This is a genomic window from Micromonospora sp. C28ISP2-4, assembly GCF_030519385.1.
Classification (GTDB): Bacteria; Actinomycetota; Actinomycetes; order Mycobacteriales; family Micromonosporaceae; genus Micromonospora; species Micromonospora tulbaghiae.
On the sequence record NZ_JAUMKG010000006.1, the window covers coordinates 87,611 to 106,948 of the forward strand.

General features: G+C 67.8%; 14 protein-coding genes and 1 pseudogene. 13 read left to right on the forward strand and 2 right to left on the reverse strand.

The genetic code is table 11. From position 1 onward, the window contains the following. Window positions 1-225 precede the first annotated feature (225 nt). Window positions 226-1,224: an alkylmercury lyase family protein gene (locus Q3W68_RS21800; RefSeq protein ID WP_176921740.1), complete on the forward strand. Its 999-nt coding sequence runs from the start codon at window positions 226-228 to the stop codon at window positions 1,222-1,224. Window positions 1,225-1,456: 232 nt separating this feature from the next. Here the strand turns inward: Q3W68_RS21800 and Q3W68_RS21805 are convergent, their stop codons facing one another. Both Q3W68_RS21805 and Q3W68_RS21810 read right to left on the reverse strand, forming a co-directional pair. Further along, window positions 1,457-1,828, reverse strand: coding sequence for a helix-turn-helix transcriptional regulator (locus Q3W68_RS21805; protein ID WP_046566796.1), 372 nt, complete (start codon window positions 1,826-1,828; stop codon window positions 1,457-1,459). 165 nt (window positions 1,829-1,993) lie between these two features. Continuing rightward, window positions 1,994-2,134: pseudogene (locus Q3W68_RS21810) on the reverse strand (heat-shock protein HtpX); the annotation flags it as partial. A gap of 27 nt (window positions 2,135-2,161) precedes the next feature. On the opposite strand from Q3W68_RS21810, the gene Q3W68_RS21815 reads away from it, so the two are divergent. The 12 genes from Q3W68_RS21815 to Q3W68_RS21870 all read left to right on the forward strand — a co-directional run bounded on the left by Q3W68_RS21815 (window position 2,162) and on the right by Q3W68_RS21870 (window position 19,196). Next, the gene (locus Q3W68_RS21815) at window positions 2,162-2,548 is read left to right on the forward strand and encodes a hypothetical protein (protein WP_302907210.1); all 387 of its coding nucleotides are present in this window, start codon (window positions 2,162-2,164) and stop codon (window positions 2,546-2,548) included. A gap of 335 nt (window positions 2,549-2,883) precedes the next feature. Then, window positions 2,884-3,690 carry a hypothetical protein gene (locus Q3W68_RS21820; RefSeq protein ID WP_046566883.1) on the forward strand — a complete coding sequence of 269 codons (807 nt, stop codon included), beginning with the start codon at window positions 2,884-2,886 and terminating at the stop codon, window positions 3,688-3,690. 36 nt (window positions 3,691-3,726) lie between these two features. Further along, the gene (locus Q3W68_RS21825; RefSeq protein ID WP_302907211.1) at window positions 3,727-4,842 is read left to right on the forward strand and encodes a hypothetical protein; all 1,116 of its coding nucleotides are present in this window, start codon (window positions 3,727-3,729) and stop codon (window positions 4,840-4,842) included. Then, entirely contained in the window at window positions 4,839-6,329 is a 1,491-nt protein-coding gene (locus tag Q3W68_RS21830) for a hypothetical protein (protein WP_302907212.1), read from the forward strand. The genes Q3W68_RS21825 and Q3W68_RS21830 overlap by 4 nt, the downstream gene beginning before the upstream one ends. Further along, window positions 6,326-7,642: an AAA family ATPase gene (locus tag Q3W68_RS21835; protein ID WP_302907213.1), complete on the forward strand. Its 1,317-nt coding sequence runs from the start codon at window positions 6,326-6,328 to the stop codon at window positions 7,640-7,642. Before Q3W68_RS21830 ends, Q3W68_RS21835 begins: the two co-directional genes overlap by 4 nt. A gap of 93 nt (window positions 7,643-7,735) precedes the next feature. Beyond that, complete coding sequence (locus Q3W68_RS21840; protein ID WP_302907214.1) at window positions 7,736-9,001, forward strand: exonuclease subunit SbcD; 1,266 nt, start codon at window positions 7,736-7,738, stop codon at window positions 8,999-9,001. After that, entirely contained in the window at window positions 8,998-12,000 is a 3,003-nt protein-coding gene (locus Q3W68_RS21845; protein ID WP_083395344.1) for an AAA family ATPase, read from the forward strand. Before Q3W68_RS21840 ends, Q3W68_RS21845 begins: the two co-directional genes overlap by 4 nt. Before the next feature lie 381 nt (window positions 12,001-12,381). Beyond that, the gene (locus Q3W68_RS21850; RefSeq protein WP_047890770.1) at window positions 12,382-13,605 is read left to right on the forward strand and encodes a hypothetical protein; all 1,224 of its coding nucleotides are present in this window, start codon (window positions 12,382-12,384) and stop codon (window positions 13,603-13,605) included. After that, complete coding sequence (locus tag Q3W68_RS21855; RefSeq protein ID WP_047890771.1) at window positions 13,602-14,150, forward strand: hypothetical protein; 549 nt, start codon at window positions 13,602-13,604, stop codon at window positions 14,148-14,150. Before Q3W68_RS21850 ends, Q3W68_RS21855 begins: the two co-directional genes overlap by 4 nt. Next, complete coding sequence (locus tag Q3W68_RS21860; protein WP_047890772.1) at window positions 14,147-14,812, forward strand: hypothetical protein; 666 nt, start codon at window positions 14,147-14,149, stop codon at window positions 14,810-14,812. The genes Q3W68_RS21855 and Q3W68_RS21860 overlap by 4 nt, the downstream gene beginning before the upstream one ends. Further along, the gene (locus tag Q3W68_RS21865; protein ID WP_302907215.1) at window positions 14,809-17,892 is read left to right on the forward strand and encodes a hypothetical protein; all 3,084 of its coding nucleotides are present in this window, start codon (window positions 14,809-14,811) and stop codon (window positions 17,890-17,892) included. The genes Q3W68_RS21860 and Q3W68_RS21865 overlap by 4 nt, the downstream gene beginning before the upstream one ends. After that, a complete protein-coding gene (locus Q3W68_RS21870; RefSeq protein ID WP_302907216.1) occupies window positions 17,889-19,196 on the forward strand; it encodes a hypothetical protein in 1,308 nt (435 codons plus the stop codon). Before Q3W68_RS21865 ends, Q3W68_RS21870 begins: the two co-directional genes overlap by 4 nt. Window positions 19,197-19,338: the final 142 nt, after the last annotated feature.

A 19,338-nucleotide genomic window follows, 5' to 3' on the forward strand; every position in this document is an offset into this window, starting at 1 on the left:
CGGCGTGGACCGCCACCGCGACGGCGAGCAAGACCCGATGTGCACCGGTCAACGCGGCCGGCTCACCATCTCCGGCATCACGCAAGTTCCCCCGATCCGCATCTGGCGTCTATCGTCGCGCCTTGACCTTCCCCTGACTGAAAGGTTCAGTCAGGTACGGGTAGAGCCGTGCCGGCCAGTCGGCGACGCGTGATGCCACCCGGGCCGTTTGTTAGGAGGGCTGTGATGACCGCGGCAGCAGATCGCACCGCAGAGGGCCGGGTGGCTGTTGAGCTTCGTTCGGTGCCGGACTGTCCGAACCTCGCGCCGGCTCGGCATGAGCTGCGCGCGGCCCTGGCCGACGTCGGTCTGCCCATCACGGGGGTCACCGAGGTCGTGGGCGACTATCCGTCTCCGTCGATCCTGGTCAACGGCGTGGACGTGATGGGCGCCACCGGCGACGGTTCAGCGGCCTGTCGCTTAGATATCCCCACTGGCGAGCGCATCCGCGCTGCCCTGCGCCAGGCGATAGGCGCCGGACCCGCTACCACCGCAAGGGAGCAGAGCCGGGTCGATTGCTGCCAGCAGCCGGGCAATGCGATCCGGACAGATCGGCCCCGCCGCGCCGAGCAGCTCCCCGACAGCCTCCAGCAGGTGCATCGAGCGATCCTGCATCACTTCGCCGCCACCGGAGCTGCCCCCACTGATGCCGACATCCGCGCTGCCGCCAGCGAGGCGGACCTGGACACCGCGAAGGCGCTGCGGGAACTTGCCCGGGAAGACCTTGTCGCCCTTGACAGCGGCGGGCGTCTGGTCGCGGCCTACCCGTTCTCCCCAACGCCGACGCCGCACCGGGTTTCATTCGGCGATGTCGAGGTGTACGCGATGTGCGCCATCGACGCGTTGGGCATGCCGTTCATGCTCGGCACCGACGCGACCATCACCTCCGCCGATCCGCACACCGGCCAACCGGTCCGCGTGACCATCACCAACGGTGCCGCCACCTTCCAGCCGGCCGAAGCGGTGATCGTGTACGCGGCCACCGGAGACGCCGGTCGCTCCGTGGACACCTGCTGCTCCACCATCAACTTCTTCACGAGCGCATCCGGCGCTCAGGCGTGGATCGACGCCCACCCCAGCCTGGCCGCCACGGTTCTCGACCAGGACCAGGCCGTCACCCTCGGCCGCGACATCTTCGAACCGCTGCTCGCCCCCCACACCGCCCTCGACCACCGCTTGGTCTGACGCCCGGTCGGCTATCGCCACCGTTAAAGCGGCTCACGGCCAGCGGCGCCGGCTGGCCGACCACGGGCAAAAACTGGTGTCCCTACTCCTAACCACGGTGTCGCCACCGATCCGACCAGCCCGGCACCGTGGATGAGGCAAGACCTTGCCGGCGTGGCCGACGCACCCGCGACCAGAGCGGACGCCCGTGCCGGCACCCGCAGGATTGGGCGCCGGCCTTCGCGGGTGCCGCTCAGCGGGCCTTCTTCGTCGCTCGCTTGCGGGGTGGCGTCAGCAGGTCGGCGATCGCCGCGATCGCGGGCGGCACGAGCCGGTAGTACGCCCAGACGCCGCGCTTTTCGCGTTCGAGCAGGCCGGCCTCGGTGAGGATCCGAAGGTGATGACTCACGGTCGGCTGGGAGAGACCGAGCGGCGCGGTGAGGTCACTCACGGACGCCTCGCCCTCCGGGGCGGACTGGATCAGACTGAGCAGTCGCAGCCGGGCCGGGTCGGCGAATGCCTTCAGCACTCCCGCGAGCCGCTCGGCATCGGCACGCTTGATCGGCTCGCCGGCCAGCGGCGAGACGGCAGGTGTAGCAGTTTTCGCAGTTGGCACGCCGTACATCGTTGCACCAACACCATCGATGCGCCGGTTGAACCAGTACCGGGTCACCGTCAGGTTGCGGGCAGGGAGCCGTGTTGACCTGTCCCGGCCGTGTCAGCGGCCGGATGAGCGAGTTGTCGGCCCCGCCCGAGGGGTGACTAGCGACGGGCAGCGCCGGCGGGTTGGTCAGGCGGTGGGGCCCAGTCCGGTGAGGAGCTTCTCCACCCAGGTGCGGATCTCGTCGCCGATCGGGCGGACCGCTTCGACGCCCTTGCCGGCGGGGTCTTCGAGATTCCAGTTCTCGTAGCGCTTGCCGGGAAAGACGGGCCGCCGCATGCGAGGGCACCCAGCCCCGTGGCGCGACCGGACCACACCCTGCGACGCATTGCGGCGCGTGCCGTGATGCGCGACCCCCGGTTCTGGATCCTCGTTGCCGCCCTGATCGCCCACGGTGCCGCCACCAGCGCCATCGGCGTCCCCGTGGTCGGTTACCTCATCAGCCGCGGCCACCCGGCCACCTTCGCCGCCACCGCCGCCGGCCTGCTCGGCGTTCTGTCTGTCACCGGACGACTCGTCCTCACCGGCGCCCGACGCCGCCTACCGGTCACCACGATCGTCGTCGCGGTGTTCGCGATCCATGCCGCCGCAGCCCTCGCCATGCCCCTCGCTGCCAGCACACGGATGGGGGCCGCAGTCGAAGAAGGAGGAGCGACGGTCGGGCCAGGAACCCTATCCTCCTAGGACGTCTTAGAAGGCGTGTTCCTGCCGCGGGCACGGAAATCCTCGCCCGCTCGCTGCCAAGTCCGGGCCAGTCACACCTCATCAGTGCATGACGTCACCTAGGCCAGCAATGCCAGGCGACCAGAGAAGCAGCGCCTGAACAGCGCACGTGAGCGCAGCGTGGATCGGAGCGTCGAGCCGGGTCCAGCGTGCCTCCTATGGAGCGTGGCGGAGTGCTGATCGGCTGAGTCGCCTTCGTTGCAAGCTCTGCTGGTGCAGTCGATGTTCCGTCCACGGCGGACTCTTGGAGAAAACTGGAACTTGCTGGAACGCGTGGAAGCGGCTACGGTGTGTCCGTGGCTGAATCTCTCGACGATCTCGAGGCGCGCATCGACGAGCTGCGCACAGCCGTGCGTCGTGCCCTGATGGCCGGTGATCGGGCCGAGGCGCGGCGTCTGCGATCCGACCTTCGTCAGGCGGAGGTGCAGTGGGATGACGCGCTTCTGGCGATCGAACCGGAAAAGCTGGCTTCGCAACCGCGGACCGAGCCGCAGGACGCCGGGAGCCTGCTGTCGATTCGTGACCAGGTCCACCAGGCCTTGACGTTCCTGGGCGTCCCGGCGGCGCCGAAGCTCATCGTCGCCCTGCACCAGGCGGTCTTCGCTGGAGCCTTGAACGGGCAGCAGCTGACGAGCCTTCGCCGAGACGAGGAAAGATCCTTCAAGACGGCGCCGTGGGCTCGGCCGTACTACTTGTGTGCGGCCCTGACCGCTGACCGGCTCTCGCCTGCCCGCGGTCTCCTGGCTGTCTCCACCTGGCCGCTTTCCACCCGTATCGTCGGGCCGCTGAGTCCCAGGGTTCACTTTCTGACCTCGGCGATCCGTATCGCCGAGCACCTGAGCCACCCGGACTGGGCGACTCTGCCCGCCCGGCGTCTGTTGTGGCAGTTCGCCGCCAACATCCCCGGCGGTGCCACCTCATTCGACACGACGAGGCCGGACGCCGTGCGGCGTGCGGCGCAGGCCGAGCTGGAAGTTCATCGTGACGCAGACCTGTCGCAGCGCGAAGCGGCAGCCCGGCGCGCCGTCGACCAGCTCGACGATCTTCACCAGCTGTTCGGCGCCGCTCTCAAGGTGGCGTCGCATGCTGCGAGCGACACCTGATCTTGAATCCGCACTTCCCACGCGAAGGAAGAGCACGTGAAAGAACTGACGGCGCGTCTTGACGCGCTGCGGGGGGACACTGAACCACAGAGCCTCGACGCCAGGGCTATCTCCTCGATTGTCGGCAACCCGGGCTGCGGCCGCCGGAATCTGCTGGATGCAGCCGGTATCGACAAGGACGAGCTGGCCCGAGCCATCCGGCACCCGATGTACGCCAAGCCGTCGCGGATGGTGCTTGCCCGAGGCGCCCAGTTCGAAGCCCAGGTCAAGGCGAGTGGCGGTGCGCAGCTGCTGACGTTGCTGCGGGAGGACATCGGGCTATCCATTCCCGAAGCCGAACACGAGGACTTGAAGACCATCGGCGGCAACGAGGGCAAGCTAGCCCGGTACCGCAACACGGTTCAGCGGCTGACCGCTGTGGCCCGCTCGGCGCAGGATGGCGGGACGCTGTTCGACCACCCGTACTTGAAGATCACGGTCGCGGGTTACGACGTCTTCCTCGAGCCCGATCTGGCGGCTGTGAAGTCGGGCGGGAAGTTCTACATCGTCGAGGTCAAGTCGTTCTCGGTGATCGACGGCCAGGCGCCTGCGGCCGCGGTGGAAGGCGCAGAGTTGCAGGCTGCGGTCTACGTCTACGCCCTTCGGGAACTGCTTCGTTCCCACGGGTTCGACGAGGACCTGGTGGCGGACGAGGCGATCTTCGTGTGCCCGCAGAACTTTATCAACAAGCCGTTCGCGGCCCGGGTCAACGTCCGGAACCAGGTCGCGGCGGTCCGGCGGATGCTGATGCGGATGCATGACCTCGACACGATTCTGTCGAACCTGCCGGCAGGGTTGACGTTCGCTCTGCGTGGCCCGGCCGGTTCCCGCTCCGCCGAGGAGCTGAAGGTGGGACTGCGTCTGGTGCCGGCACGCTACGCACCGTCGTGCTTGGACACCTGTGAGATGGCGCGGTTCTGCCGCTCCGAGGAACAAGGTTCCACGGCGGTGCTCGGCCGGCAGGTCCGTGAGGAGCTGGCGCTGGACACGATCGGTGAGGTCGTCGGTCTGGCTCGCGGTACGCGCCTTCCTGGCCCGGACCAGGTCGAACAAGCTGAGTTGCTGCGGCGGGCCCAACAGTATCGGGACGAGTTGCTCGGGAGCTTGATGTGAGCCTGCTGACGTCCCTGGCCCGTGCCCATGCCAGCGACCAGGCGGTGGCGCAGCGCCTGACGACTGTCCGGCATCTGCATGTGAGCAGTGAGCCGCTGGTGTTCGTGCCGTTGGCGATGGCGGGCGAGGCCCACGCCCCGCTCGCCGTCATGATTGGCACCAGCCCTGATACACCGGAGCTGTTGACGGTTGCGCAGCCCCGGAACCGTGACCAGCAGGTTGCCTTCGCCTATGAGCTGGCCAAGATCTTCGCCGCCTACATCACGCCGCGCACGAACCGGCGTCTTCCGGTGCGCGCCGGCGCGTCCGGCGTGCAGTACCGGTGCGCGGACGCACCGCAGGTCTGGGTGCCGAACCGTGCCGGCGTCGAGTTCATCCGGATCCTCGGGCGCTCCACCCGCTTGCGAAGGAGTACAGGCGAGTGGGCCGTGCCACGCAACATCCCGGTCATGGGTAAATGGCTGACGTTCCTCGCCGACCGTGCTGAATACGCCGGCTCCGCCATGCTGGTCGCGGCGACCGACGCGCTGACCCTGCATTGGGCAACCGGGCAGAGCACCGAGGAGGACCAGCATCTTCCCGCTGTACTCGGCTGGATCGCGCCGCCACCCGGGATGACCGGGCGGGATGCCGCGCGTGCCTGCGAAAATCCGTTGAAGGTACCGCCTGCCGGACCTGCCACGGATCCGTCGTTCGACAACGGCATCCTCGAGCCGCTGCTCGCCGCCTACCACCAGGCGGCGAGCCCGGCGGCGTCGCGCATCGCCGAGGACAAGATCCGCAAGGAGTTGCGAAAGCAGCTCGACGGCACCTGGCATCGGATGTGGCAGGCGATCACCCTGTTGCGTGACCCTAGTCTTCCGGCCGGTGCTCATGTCGGTGTTCGCTGGGAACGGGACCTTGACGCTTTCACGCAGGCCGCCGACTGGATCGCGACCAGCCCTGGGGCGCAGCCCAAACGTGACTCAGCGGTGTACGCCGCCCGGCGCCTGTACTGGTTGGAACGGGCCCAGCAGCAGTATGACGCGGAGCGCGCCTTCGACGACCCGATGGTGATGGCCGAGGCTCGGATGATCGGTGAGGCGTTCGTCGGTACCGTCATCGCCGCCGTCCCGAACCGGCGGGTCGGCAGGAGCCTGCGGCCGCTGATCACCGTATCGACCACCGACGCGATCAGCCTCGCCGCCGGCGAGAGCGGTCTGCGCCGGCCTGAGTTGCTGGACCAGAAGACCAAGGTCGTCTCGGTGACTCGTGACGGCGACACGGTGATGGTCGAGCTGGAACTTCGCGAGGGCATGGGCAGCGGGCGTGAACCACGGCCCGGCACCGTCCCCGCCGTAGGGGACTCCGTGTGCTACAGCCTCTTCAAGGACGACTACCGCCGGGCGCCGACGCTGCCGCGCAAGGAGGACACCCCGTGGACTCATGGCGGCCCGCCCAAGCCTTACCTGCCGACGGAGCAGGATGCCCAGGAGCCGTGGTCATGACCGTCACCTATGTCCCGCCCACCGCGGTCCTCGACGTACTTCGGTTATTGACCGAGGGTCCGCAACCTGGCGTGGTGCTCAACTCACCCCCCGGAGCTGGCAAGAGCACCGCCGTCACCTACATGGCTCACCACCTGGCCCGGCACGGCGACCAGGTGCGCGTCGTCGCACAAACCAACTCCCAAGTCGACGATCTCGTCGCCAAGATCGCCGCCGTGGATCCGGGGATCACCATCGGCCGATACACCGCCTACGGCTACCCGGTGCCGGCCACCCTCGCCGCCTCCAACATCCTGATTGCGAACCGGTTCCCCGATCTGCGTCAGGCAGCCATCCTGGTTGCCACCGCAGCGAAGTGGCTCGACCCCGTCATCACCGAGCGCGGGCCGTGGGCGATCATCGACGAGGCGTACCAGATGCGTTCGGACACCCTGTTGCGACTCGCTTCGACGTTCGAACGGGCTGCGTTCGTCGGCGACCCTGGGCAACTCGACCCGTTCTCCGTCGTCAACGTCGACCGATGGACCGGCCTGGCCTGGAGCCCGCTGCAGAGCGCGGTGGCCGCCATGCTCGCTAACAATCCGGACATCCCGGAACGGCAGCTGCCGCGCTCGTGGCGGCTTGCCCCTCACACCGCGATCCCGGTGTCGGACGCCTTCTATCCGTTCGCACCCTTCGAATCCGCGCCCGAACAGGGCGCGCGGGAGATGTGGCTGCCGACCCGCAGCCTCGGCAATAGCCCCGCTGACCGGGCGATCGAACATGCCGCAGCCAACGGCTGGGCCTTCTACCAACTGCCGCGCCGGCACACGGTGCGCACCGACGCTGAAGCGGTCGCCGCGGTGGTTGCGCTCGCTGTGCGTGTTCTCGAGCGCGGCACGATGCTCCGCGATGAACGCCACCCCGATGGTGCCAGGGTGACGGCAGACCGAGTGGCGATCGGTGTGGCACACCGCGACCAGATGGCTGCCATCAAAAGCGGGCTGGCCGAGACCGCTTATCCGAACATCCGCGTCGACACCGCGAACCGGCTGCAGGGCAGCGAGTACGACATCGTCATCGTGCTACATCCGCTGTCCGGCCGCCGCGACGCCACGGCGTTCCACCTCGAATCCGGGCGGCTGTGCGTCCTGACCTCACGGCACCGGCATGCCTGCATCGTGGTCGCCCGCGACGGCATCTCCGACCTGCTGGACGCCCACCCGTCCGCCGACCCCGTGCCCTTTAACACGCAACCGCGCTTTCCCAACGGCTGGGAAGCCAACCAGGCCCTGCTTGAACATCTCATTGCCCACCGCATCCGGGCCCTCTGAGCTCACCCCTGGCACCGTTCTGGCCGGCCCTTGTCGGGTTCACAATGCCGGTCCTCCCACCGATCGCAGCCACTGACGACGAAGAGGTCGCACGTGAAAGTACTGCACACCTCCGACTGGCACCTCGGACGTACCACCTATGGCCACTCCCGGGCGAGCGACCACGAAGCGGTGCTCGCCGAGATCACCGAAATCGCTGCCGCCACCCGCCCCGACCTGATTCTCAACACGGGTGACTTGTTCGACATGCAGCGGCCACCGCTGCACTCGCTCAAACTGGCCACCAGCACGCTGCACAACCTCGCCGAGATCGCTCCAGTCGTGGTCGTCTGTGGCAACCACGACTCGGCTGCATACCTGCACTGGCTGCACGACCTGCTCAGCCGGTCCGCGCCGATCCACTTCGTCACCAGCCACGACAACGCCGTCGGTGAAGTCCTGCGGTTACCAGCCGGCGAGCAGGCGATTCACGTCGCCGCACTGCCGTTCATCAGCGCCAACCGCATCGTCAACGTCTTCGACGAACCCGGCCAGCGGCGCATCACCTACGCCGGACACATCGCCGGCTTGCAGCAGCGCCTCATGCGCGAGCTCAGAGACGGGTTCGACGCGTCCCGCGACGTGAGCGTGTTTGCCGCACATCAGTACATCGCCGGCGCCATCCCGTCGCGGACCGAGAACCCCAGCCACACCTGCGACTTCTACGCCACCGATCCACAGCACCTGCCGGTGGTCACCTACGCGGCGTTCGGTCACATCCACAAACCGCAGCCACTGCCGACCACCAGCGTAACGGGCTGCTACGCAGGCTCACCCCTGCAGCTTGACTTCGGTGAGGTCGGCGAGGACAAGAGCGTCGTCATCGCGACGCTGCAGCCCGGCCAAGGCGCCGTCCTTGAACGAATTCCGCTAAAGCGCGGCCGCCGGCTGCACTACATCACCGGAACGCTCGACGAGATCCGCACCACGGCGGCCTCCGTGGCCACGGACATCTGCCTGGTCACGGTCAACACCGAAAACCACATCGACAACCTGGCCGGCCAGATCCGCGGCCTGCTGCCTGAGGCCACCATCGCCGATCTACGGGAGAACGCCGCCGACCGCAGGCTCGAACTGCTCGCCCCTGTCGACGACGCCACCGACGTCGACACCACGACGTTGTTCAGCGAATACCTCGCCACCCGCGGTGTCCAAGGCGTCTCGGCGCAACAGGTTCTTCAGCTTTTCAGCACCCTGCTGCCGCACGCCAGCGAACACGAACCACCCGAGCTGCCGGAAGAGCAGCTACTGGCGGCCGACCCCGAGATCGCCTTCCCGCTGCCGGCAACCAGCACGGCCACCATCGGAGGGGCGGCATGAGACCACAGACATTGACCTTCTGCGGCCTGGGCACGTACACCGCGAAGCAGACCATTGACTTCACCGATAAGCGCTTCATCGCGATAGTCGGCGACACCGGCGCCGGGAAATCGACGATTCTGGAAGCGATCTGCTACGCCCTCTACAACCGATGCACCTACGCTGCCACCGCATCCCCGTTGATCGCCGACGGCGGTGACGGCACCCTCGCCGTCGAACTCACGTTCACCGTCGGCAGCCGCCGATGGCAGGTATCACGGTCCGTCAGCCGGCACACCGCCACGTCAGTGCACCGGCTGACCTGCCTCGACACCGGCGCCCTAACCACCGGGGCCAGGCAGGTCACCGCAGAGATCCGGCGGATTGTCGGGCTCGACTGCGACACCTTTCTACGTGCCGTGGTCCTGCCCCAAGGCCGCTTCCAGGAACTGCTGCGCATGAGCGACCGTGACCGAGGCAAAGTCCTCGACTCCGTCCTCGGTCTCGAGCAACTGGGCCAGGTCCGCGAGCACGCCCGAACCCTTCAGGCGCGGCTCAAGGACCGGCTCAACGAGTACCAGCTGCACCGCAGGAGGTTCCTCGACGACCCGGCCGCGGCGCTGGCCGCCGCGGCCGAACAGCACAGCGTGCAGCAGCAGGGCCTGGAACATCTCCAGAATGCTCGGGCCGCCATCGCTGATGCGCGTGCCGAACAGCGACGAGCCGCCGGGGCGGCCAGCACGCTGACCCAGCTGAAGGAATCCCTGGCGGCCGCAGTTCCTGCCGGCGCCGCCGACCAGCTACACGCCTTGGCGTTGCAGGCTCAAACGCTCAACGGCCAGCGCGCCGACATCAACCAACTGACCCACCAACTGCAGATCGAGCAAGACCTCCTGCAAGGTCAGCTCACACAGGCCGAGCAGTACGGCGGGAATGTGGCCGGCACCGCCACGACGATCAACACTCTGAAATACCTCGCCGAACAGCTACCCCAGCAGCGGAAACGCCACCGGCAGTTTACGGAGAACGCCGCAGCCCTTGCCGTCGAGCAGCTCCGGCTACAAGGCGTGCAACAGAGCCTGGCCGATCTTGAGCCAGCCGTCGCGGCGGCCAACAAGACGCATGCAGACGCGGAAACGGCGTTCAAACGAGCCCAGGATCGGCAGCACAAGGCCGTCGAACGACTGAGGATCTGGCGCGGAGCCGCCGCAGACCTAGAGAAGGCACGCGCAGAACTCGCCACGACGGAAGAGGCTCTCGGCACCGCCATAGCCAAGGCAAGAGAAGCGGCGGGTATCGCAGAAGAGGCCGAGCACAACCGGAGCGAGAGCGAACAAACGCACCGCGCGCTGCTGAAGGCGAACGCCGCAGCGCACGCCGCCGCGGACCTCGAACCCGGCGCGGCATGCCTCATCTGTACTCGTCCCCTGCCTGCCGACTTCACGGCACCGATCGCACCCGACCTCACCGCCGCCGACGACGCCCACAAGAAAGCCCGAGTCCGGGCGGAGAAGACGGGTCGGGCGGCCGCCGTAGCGGCCGCCCGGGTGGAAACCCTGGAACGAGACAACCTGCCTGCGGCGCAGCAGAGCGTGACCACAGCCGAGAGCCTGCTCAGTGAAGCGCTGATCAGCCTCCAGGAAGTCGTTGGAGACGCCGACCTGTCGGGAACCGACGAGCAGATCCTCAAACTGGTCACCGATGACGCTGCCAAAGCGCAGCAAGACGTCGAGCGCGCCGGAAAGATTCGCGACGACACCCGCGATACCGCGACCGCCGCCAGAACCGAATTCGTCACCCTCTCAGAGGCCCACGCCAAGCGCATGTCTGCCCATCAGGAGCAGGAACGCGACAACGTCGCCTTGCGCCAATCGATCGACGAGGCGGCCAGCCGCCTACCCGCCCGCTTCACTCTCGCCACACCCCTGGACGTCGCGGAAGTCCAGCAACAGAAGGCAGCAGCCGAAGCCCATCAGCGACTCCTTCAGGAGCTGGCCGGCCGACGGACCGGCGCCGAACAAGCGCTCGCCGGCCTGCGCTCGCGGAGCGCGGCGCTGGAGACGACCTACGCCAAGAAGATCACCAAGCCGGCGGCGACGCTGCGAGACAAGCTCTTGACCCTGGCGCAGCGGGTTAACGACGCCGCAGGGGCATTCGGACTCGAAGAACCGGCGGCCGCGCCCGCCGCGCACGTAGACCTGGACACGCAGGCGCACTGGGCTGCTGATCTTCTCGCTCAGGCAAAGGAACTCCTCGGCATCTGCGCCGCAAAAATCGACGAACAGCAGCGTGCCGAGAAGGCTGCCGGAGAGGCCATCGGCCTTGCCTGCCATACGGCTGGTGCCGCCGGCGAAGAAGACCTCGAGCAGCAATACCTTGCCGCCCACGGTACGGTCCAGAACCTGAAAAGGCAGATCGAGCGCGCCCGGGAGGAACTCCCCGTGGTGAACGCGTTGCAGGAGCGGATTGATGCTGCGGCTGGCACAGTCGATGTTCTTGCGCAACTGTCGGTAGTGCTGGCCGAGGGCAAGTTCATCGCTGACGCTGTCAGCCGGCGCCTCCAAGCGCTGCTTCGCCAGGCAAGCGAGATCCTGCTCTCGATCTCCGGTGGCCGCTACAGGTTCGCGGCCGACTTCCGGATCATCGATATGGACACCATGGCTGCCCGAGATGTTAAGACGCTCTCCGGCGGCGAAACCTTCCTCGCCAGCCTCGCCCTGGCGCTCGCCGTAGTCGAACTCGCCAGCCGTGCGACCGGCCACGTCGAAGCGCTCTTCCTCGACGAGGGCTTCGGCACCCTTGACACCACCTTCCTGCGCGATGCCCTCAATACGCTGACCGACCACAGCACAACCGGCCGGCTGGTCACGGTGATCAGCCACATGCGTTCCATCACCGAGAACGCTGAACATGTACTAGTCGTGGAGAAGTCCCTGACAACTAGTCACGCCCACTGGGCCGACGCCTCGGAACGAGAGAGGATCATCAACGATGACCTTGGTCGTGGCCTGCTTGAATAGGCTGACAGGGCGCCAAGCTGGCCACGCAAAGGCTCCAGACCGAGATGATGCGCGAGTACCACGGTTGCGGGCGTGGCCTCTCGTGCCGACGCGGCAGTGTGATCTGGCTGAGCGGGGGAGGACTGTGTTGTCGATGGCAATGCACAATCCTCCGGTGACCCGGAGAGTACTGGTAGTAACCCCCGCGTGCGGTCAGCTACGCCGGCCACGGCGGTCCCGGGCACATGCCGTCGATCAGCCGAGGCCTGAGGACGCAGCTCCAAGCGGCTCGCGGCCGGCGAGAACCTTAGCCGCCGAGGCCACCGGCATCCCGGACGCGCCGACGATCACTTCAGCCCGCCCCGGCACCCGATCCAAGGGGGGCAACGGAGGCACCAACTGGTGACCGAGATCGCAGAGCTGCCATTTGAGGAGCACGCTGCTGATTCTGCCGTGCTTGCGCTGTACCGGCAGGTGTTCGCCGTTCTCGCCCGTGACGCGAACCAGATGGTCGACGACCCGGCGCTCGTTCGCGTCGACGAGCTGATCCTGAACGCATTCGCGTCCGCGGGCCCGGCCGGCTTGACGGTGGAGCAGGTGATCGCTGCGTTCGGAGACACCTCGCCCGTCGCGGTCCGGCGCCGGTTCGAGGTGCTGCGCTCCTATCGTGCGATTACCAAAGTCAACGAGCGACCGAACGAGATGTTCTACCAGGCGGCGTTCGCGCCGTACGTGATGCTGCTGTTCCTGCGCCGGCTGGCGCAGACCGGCGGCCTCGGCGAGCTGCACCAGATGCTGTCGATCGCCCGCCTCTCGATCGAGGACGCCGATACCACCCTCGAGCAGGCCCAAGCGCAGCTGCAGGACCTGGCGAACGTGTTCCGGCTGCTGGCGAACCCCATCATGCAGATGGCGAAGTCCGGGACGGTCGAATCGTTGCGAAGCTCGGCGCAGCCGATGCTCGGCAACAGCGAACTCATCGACAAGGCGACCGTCTTCCACAACCTGGCGACGGAGAAGTGGCCGCAGCTGTTGCCAGAGTGCACGCAGCTGCGGATGGCGTTGGCCGCGTATCGGGACGCGGTGAACGCCGCGGCGCGGCGACTGATCGACCGGGCCGGCCGAACCCGGGCGTTGGGGCTGTTGCCAGCGGAGAAGTGGCGCAGCTTCGCCCGCGACGCCACCGGCGACGAGCTTGCGGCCGCGCTGGACGGGTTGCTGTTCGACGCGCCGAATCCGCACTTCACCGTTGACGACCTGCTCGACGCGGTCGAAGAAGGGTTGCGGACCGACACGGGGCGGACACCGCCGCCTCGGCCGCGGATTGACGATGAACCAGGCCCTGAACAGGTCGGTGCCGATATGGAGGCGGAACTGCTTGCCACTCGGGCGGAGGAGCTGCTGGCCGGCCGCGACGAGGTCACCGTCGCCGAGCTGTTGGACACGGCCGGGGATTGGGCGGCCAGCCGTCGGGTGCTGTCGGACTTGACCGCGATCGGCTTGCGACCCGAGCTGCCTTACCTGCTGACCTGGGGGGACGGGCTGCGGATCAACGTGGTCGGAGACCTGACCTGGATCACCGACGGCTGGTTCAGGCGCCGGACACCGGCGGAGGCGCCGGCGTGAACGAACACGACACCGCACTGTGGTGGGCGAAGATCCGCTCCGGCGGCCCGCAACAGGCACCCGCGGGCAGCCCATCCCCAGCAGGGATGCGGCGCCTGGTCGAGCCGGACGCCCAGTCAGTGTGGTTCCTGCCGAACCTGCCGCCAAGTGCTGCGCCGGAGGTCCTCGCCGAGTACCGACAGGAACCGGCGACGCTACAGGATTCGGCCGGCACGCTACGAGTGTTCGCCGCCTGCCTGCGCTGCTGCTGGCCGGACCCGGGCACCGACTTGTGGCCGGGCCAGCCGGCCGATCTTACTGACGTCGACCAGGTGCTACAGCAGCTGACCCCGGGCCGGGACCGGGCCAGCCGGCGCAAGCTGCTGTCCGCCAGCCTGCGCCGGCTGGAAGCGTCCCGGTGGGTGCTGCAGACGGCCGACCGGGTCCGGCTGGGGCCTCGCGTCACCGGGTGGGGGTCGCTGGAGCTGTCCACGCTCCGGGAACTGTGGCGGATGATCCCCGACCCCCAGCCGAAGTCTGACCCAGGCGGAGGGGAGGCGCCGTGAACCGCAACCAGAACCCGCTGTTCGACTCCGTCCTTGCGACCCTGACCGACCGGCAGCGCGAACACGTCGAAGCGGCGTACGCCCTGCTGGAGCACAGCCGCGAACCCGTCCACCGGCAGGAACTGCACGCGTTGCAGGACCCGACCAGCCGGGACCGACTCGAGCAACTGCTGCGCCACACCGGCCGGGTCCTCGTCCAGGTCGACGGGCTGCGGTTCACCTCCGGATATGACGACACAGTTGCCGCGCAGCTCACCGCCGCCGGCTGGCAGCCACTGACCACCGTCGAGCGAGCCGTGCTCGCTCTCGTGCTCATCTACTCGGTCGCGATCGCCCGCAGCGAGGAACGCCTCGCTCCCGACACCTGGACGAGCCCGTACCCGACCACCGAGGCCGACATCCTGAAGGCCAGCAAACTCCCGGCGGTCGCCGCAAAAGCCGCAGCGAGCAAACTCGTCGCCGCCGGGCTGCTCACCCGGGTCCGCGACCGCGCCGACGCCGAAGGTGGATACGTGCCCGGCCCGCAACTGTTGCGCCTGACCCCGGCCGCTCGGGCCCGGCTGCAGGAACAGTTGATCCTCGCCGCCGCCCCGAACCATCCGCTCGCCGCCGCAATCCGTGAACGCCGCAACCGCACCGCCAGCAGGGAGAACATTCGTTGACCGCAGCAGGTAACCCCGTCGACGACGGCGCCACCGACATCGTCGGACCGCGGGTCCTCGCCGGCATCCAAATGATCAATATCTCCCGGCTGTCGACCCACCCGGTCCCGATCACCTCCCGCGGCCTGATCACCATCGCCGGCCAAGGACCGTCGGACTCCAACGGCGCTGGAAAGTCGTCGTTCATCGCCGGCCTCAGCCTGCTGCACGCCGACGAGCAGTGGCGGCTGCAATCCGGCGCGCAGGCAGCCGCCGAACTGCTGTTCACCGCCGAACTCGCCGGGCAGGAAGTCGTCCACGCGAACGCCGACCACGGCTACATCGTCGGCGTGTTCGTCCCGCCCACCGCCCGGGCGCTCGCCGAACTTGAGGCGGACGTGCTGACGGTGTGGCTGCGGATCAACCGGCAGGCGCCCCACGTCGAACTGCGATGGAAGCCGCAGCTGCACGTCGCGTACGGTGCCAGCGAAAACGACCGGGCCGGCAGCGCCGACGGCTTGTGGGACGAGTTACCGCGCAGCAACGGTCGTACCGACATCCGGGCGAACAAACTCGCCCGCACCCTGTATGGGCAGACCGTGCGATGCGTGTCGTTCCTGTCCACGTCGGTGCGAGCCAGCCCTACAGCGAACCTGCTGGCCCAGCCACTGAACGAGCTGACCCCGGAGCGGATTTTCGATGCGATCGGTGCGCTGACCGGCCTGACCCGCGAGATCGACGACGAACAGGCGGCCCGGCAGAATCAGTACCAAGCCGCGCTCGCCGCGAACACCGCGAAGGAAGAGTACGAGCGGTGGGACGAGCGGGTCACCGTCACCGAAGACATGATCCGGGCCCGCGAAGCAGCCCGTACGGTAAAGGCCGACGCGCTCGACAGTTGGCGGTCGCGGTGCGCCCGCTACCTCGTCGACGGTGTCGCCACGGACGCGGAGCTGCGGCATGACATCACTCAGCTCGAAGCCAAACGCAAAGAGCTCCAAGCAGCCATCGACGCTGCCGACGTCAAAGTCGGTCAACTTACTGACGACAAGGCGTTCGACGAGAGCTACCGGCAGCGGGTGAAGGCGTACAACGACATCGACGCCGAGGTGAACAGTCTGCGGAAAGAACAGACCGGTTACGTCGCCCAGGTCGAGCTCCTCACCACACGTAGCCGCGCTTTGCGGGAGAAGGCGGTCGTCGCGGACGGTCGGACCGTCGCCCAGGCCGAGCATGAGCTCCGCGACGCCAACGCCTCGGTCGACCGCGCGCAACGCCGCAAAGGCATCACCGAACAAGCCGTCAAGGACGCACGTAAGGCGCTGGCCGCCGCAGAACGCGGCGAGGACGTCGCGGTCGCCCAGGTGCAGGCGCTGCGCGCGGCTGGCTTCACCGAGGCCGTCCCGCTTGTCGACGTGGTCAGTCTCACCGACGAGCAGCGCCCTGTCTGGGAAGCACGGCTGCTGCCGTATCGGCATGCGGTCGTCGTCACCGATGCGACTGCCGCCCAGGCGGCGCTCACCGACGTCCCCGGCTCGCTGCTCGTCGAAGCTGACCCGGACGGATTCGCGGGTGGCCCAGACCTGCCAGCGGCGGCGAACGCGGTGGTGACCGTGGCCCGGTTCCTGACCGCTCTGCGGGACCGTGCCGGCACCGGTGGACTGATCGACACGGCCGCCGGGGTGCATGGTATTGCTGGGTACGCAGAAGCCATGACCGGCCGCGCCGGCCGGATTCAGGCTGCCCGTGACGCCCTCACCGCCGCGTCCGCTGACGACGGTGAGGCGGACGACAGCGTGCGGGACGCGCAGCGGGCCAAGAAGCGTGCTGATGGGCGGGTCGAGGGAGCCAAGGCGGCGCTCGAGGCCGACGAGATCGACTCCCAGGTCGGGAAGTTACGGAAGAAGAACGCGAAGATCGATGAGGAGCTGGACGAACTCGCTGCCCCACATGCCCATGCGAATAAGGCTTACCTGACGGCGCTTTCGGAGAAGAGCGGCCGCAACGAGCGGATCGCCGCCGCGAAAGCGGAGAAGGAACGGTTGAGCCGGGACCTGCAGCAGAACCAGGACCAGTGGCAGGCGAAAATCGACGCGCGGGCGGAGTTGGACCTGCCACGTCGGCAGGAAGCGTGGGCGGGCACCTTCGCGTCCGCGGAACAGCACCTGCTCACCCTCACCGAAACGGAGCAGAAACGCGGTGTCGCCGAATGGGACGACCTGTGTGCAGGGCAGACCGACCGGCTGCAGCAGGCGTGTTTCCCGCCGGGCACCCCGGACGAGCAGCTGCCGGAGGAGCTGAAAGTCGTCGACCAGCAGCGCCGCGACCGCCGGCTCAGCGCCTACATCCGGCTCATCCCGCAGGTACTGCGGATCATCGGCCAGCACCTCGACGACCTTGAAAGCATCGACCGGCAGCAACTCGACGAGATCAGCGCCGAACGGGAACGACTCACCGGGACACTGCAGAGCGCCGAAGACCACCTGAGGGAGGCCCAACTCGCGGCGACCGCAGTGCGAGCCACCCTCGCGAAGGCCATCAAAGCCAAGCTGAAGCAGGTTTCTGACGAGTTCGACGCCCTCGACCAGGCGTATGGCGGGTACGGCGGCGCCCTCGACTTCCCCGAACCAGAACCACCAGCAGACCCGCAGAAGCCTTGGCAGTGGGCGATCACCCCACGGTGGCGACGCGGCGAAGGGAAACCACTGTCGTCGTACCAGCTGCGCGGCAACACCGCCCAGATGGACGACAAAGCCGTCAAACTCGTCTGCGCGGCCGCGCTTGCCGGCTCGCAGGACCGGCCGCTGCTGCTCGTCCTCGACGAACTCGGACGCAACCTCGGCTCTGCGCACCGCCGTGACGCGGTCGCCCTGTTCGAGAACATCGGCCGGGACCGGGCGATCAGCGTCGTCGGCGCCCTGCAGGACGACATGGAACGGTACGCCGTCGGCTCCTCCAGCCTGTACATCAAGCTACGGCGAACCTCGGACGCATACGCCTACAACCAGGCACCCGTCGTCGTTGGCAGCGAGTCCGAAACAGCCCGCGTCGAGCTGCTCAGCATGTGGATGACCTCCTACCGCGGGGAGACACAAGCGTGACGATCCCAGGCGGCTCCGCATCCGACAACGCCGTCCCGGACGCAGAACCGGATCGTGAAATCGTGCTGACCTGGATCACCGACTATCCCGGACTGGTCGTGTACGCGCCGCTACCAGCCAGTGGCCGGTATCCACGCGACCGGAACGGCGACCCGTACTACCGCAGCGTGCGGCTGCGGGCCGAAAACCCCGGTCAGCCGCCGCGCCGGCCCGCCGGCCTGCTTTCCGACACCGACTGGGCGTGGATGACCCGCAGCGAACACGCCTGGCGGCAGGTCGCCGACAAGTTCGGCGCCCAAGCCGAGACGATCGTGTTCGCCCTCGCCCGGGCCGCGTGCGTCACCATCGGCTACGACCTGACAGGCAGCCGGCCAGCACCGAGTCCGAAGCGGGTGTACCCGCACCCCGACCTCTCTGCCGCAGAGAAGTACCGCCGCGCAGTCCGCCGCGACCAGCGGTCCACCCTGCAGTCCCGCGCCGCCGAACTCGCCGCCGACCTGCGCGATGAATGGCCCGGCGTCGCCCAAGCCCTGCACACCACCGAACACCCGGACCGGCTCGGCTGGGCAGTCACCGCCGCAACCGATCTGACCGCCGGCGTCGTCCACAACTCCGTCCGCGCCTTCGTGCAAACCCACGCGGGAAGCACCAAAGCCCGCGATGACGTTCAGCGGCTGCTGACCGAGCTCGGATTCGAACCCGACGCCCTCGCTGCACTCGGCCTATCCCGCAGCCCATACATCGGCATCGGCGGCCCGGTCCGGCTGCAGGTCTCAGATGCCGTCATCGATCTTTCCCCGCTGCCTGGCCCGCATGACATCCGGCTCAGCCCTCAGCACACGATCTCCATCGACATACGCCGCGGGACGGGGCCGCTTCTGATCATCGAAAACCGGCAGGCCGCCGAAACGCTATGCGATATCGACGCGGGCGTGCCGGTCATTTGGTGCCACGGCCAGCCACCAGAGCCCGTCCTCAACCTGATTGCCGAAGCAGCAGTGCAGGCCTCGTCAACACTGATCTGCACCGACGCCGACCTTGGCGGAGTGCGTATCGCCGCGAGAATCCACGACCACCTCGCCGCAGAGTTGACAGTCCACGTCATCGACGTCGGCGCTGCACGGCACCAACCCGGCCGGGCTTTCTCCGCTCACAGCCGGGCACATCTGGAACCGTTCGCGACCCGGAACGATCAGATCGGAGCCTTTGCCCGCAACTGCCTGGATCGTGGCTACGCCATCGAACAGGAGGCGACCGTGAAAGCAGCGCTGACCGAAGCACTGGATCGGATTCGACGAAACTGACGGCGGCGCAGCCCGCAGTGCAGTCACTCGATGCGAATCGATCGACGACGGCACGAAGCCACTCGCCCACTCGCTCCACACCCACAACATCCTGCCGCAGATGGCTACAGCCGCCATGGCTGGCGTCGGTGGAACGCAGGGC

What these genes read in the sequence shown, in the direction of transcription:
- Q3W68_RS21800 (WP_176921740.1), top strand. Translation starts at nt 226, where the DNA reads ATGACCGCGGCAGCAGATCGCACCGCAGAGGGCCGGGTGGCTGTTGAG.
- Q3W68_RS21805 (WP_046566796.1), bottom strand. Translation starts at nt 1,828, where the DNA reads ATGTACGGCGTGCCAACTGCGAAAACTGCTACACCTGCCGTCTCGCCG.
- Q3W68_RS21835 (WP_302907213.1), top strand. Translation starts at nt 6,326, where the DNA reads ATGACCGTCACCTATGTCCCGCCCACCGCGGTCCTCGACGTACTTCGG.
- Q3W68_RS21845 (WP_083395344.1), top strand. Translation starts at nt 8,998, where the DNA reads ATGAGACCACAGACATTGACCTTCTGCGGCCTGGGCACGTACACCGCG.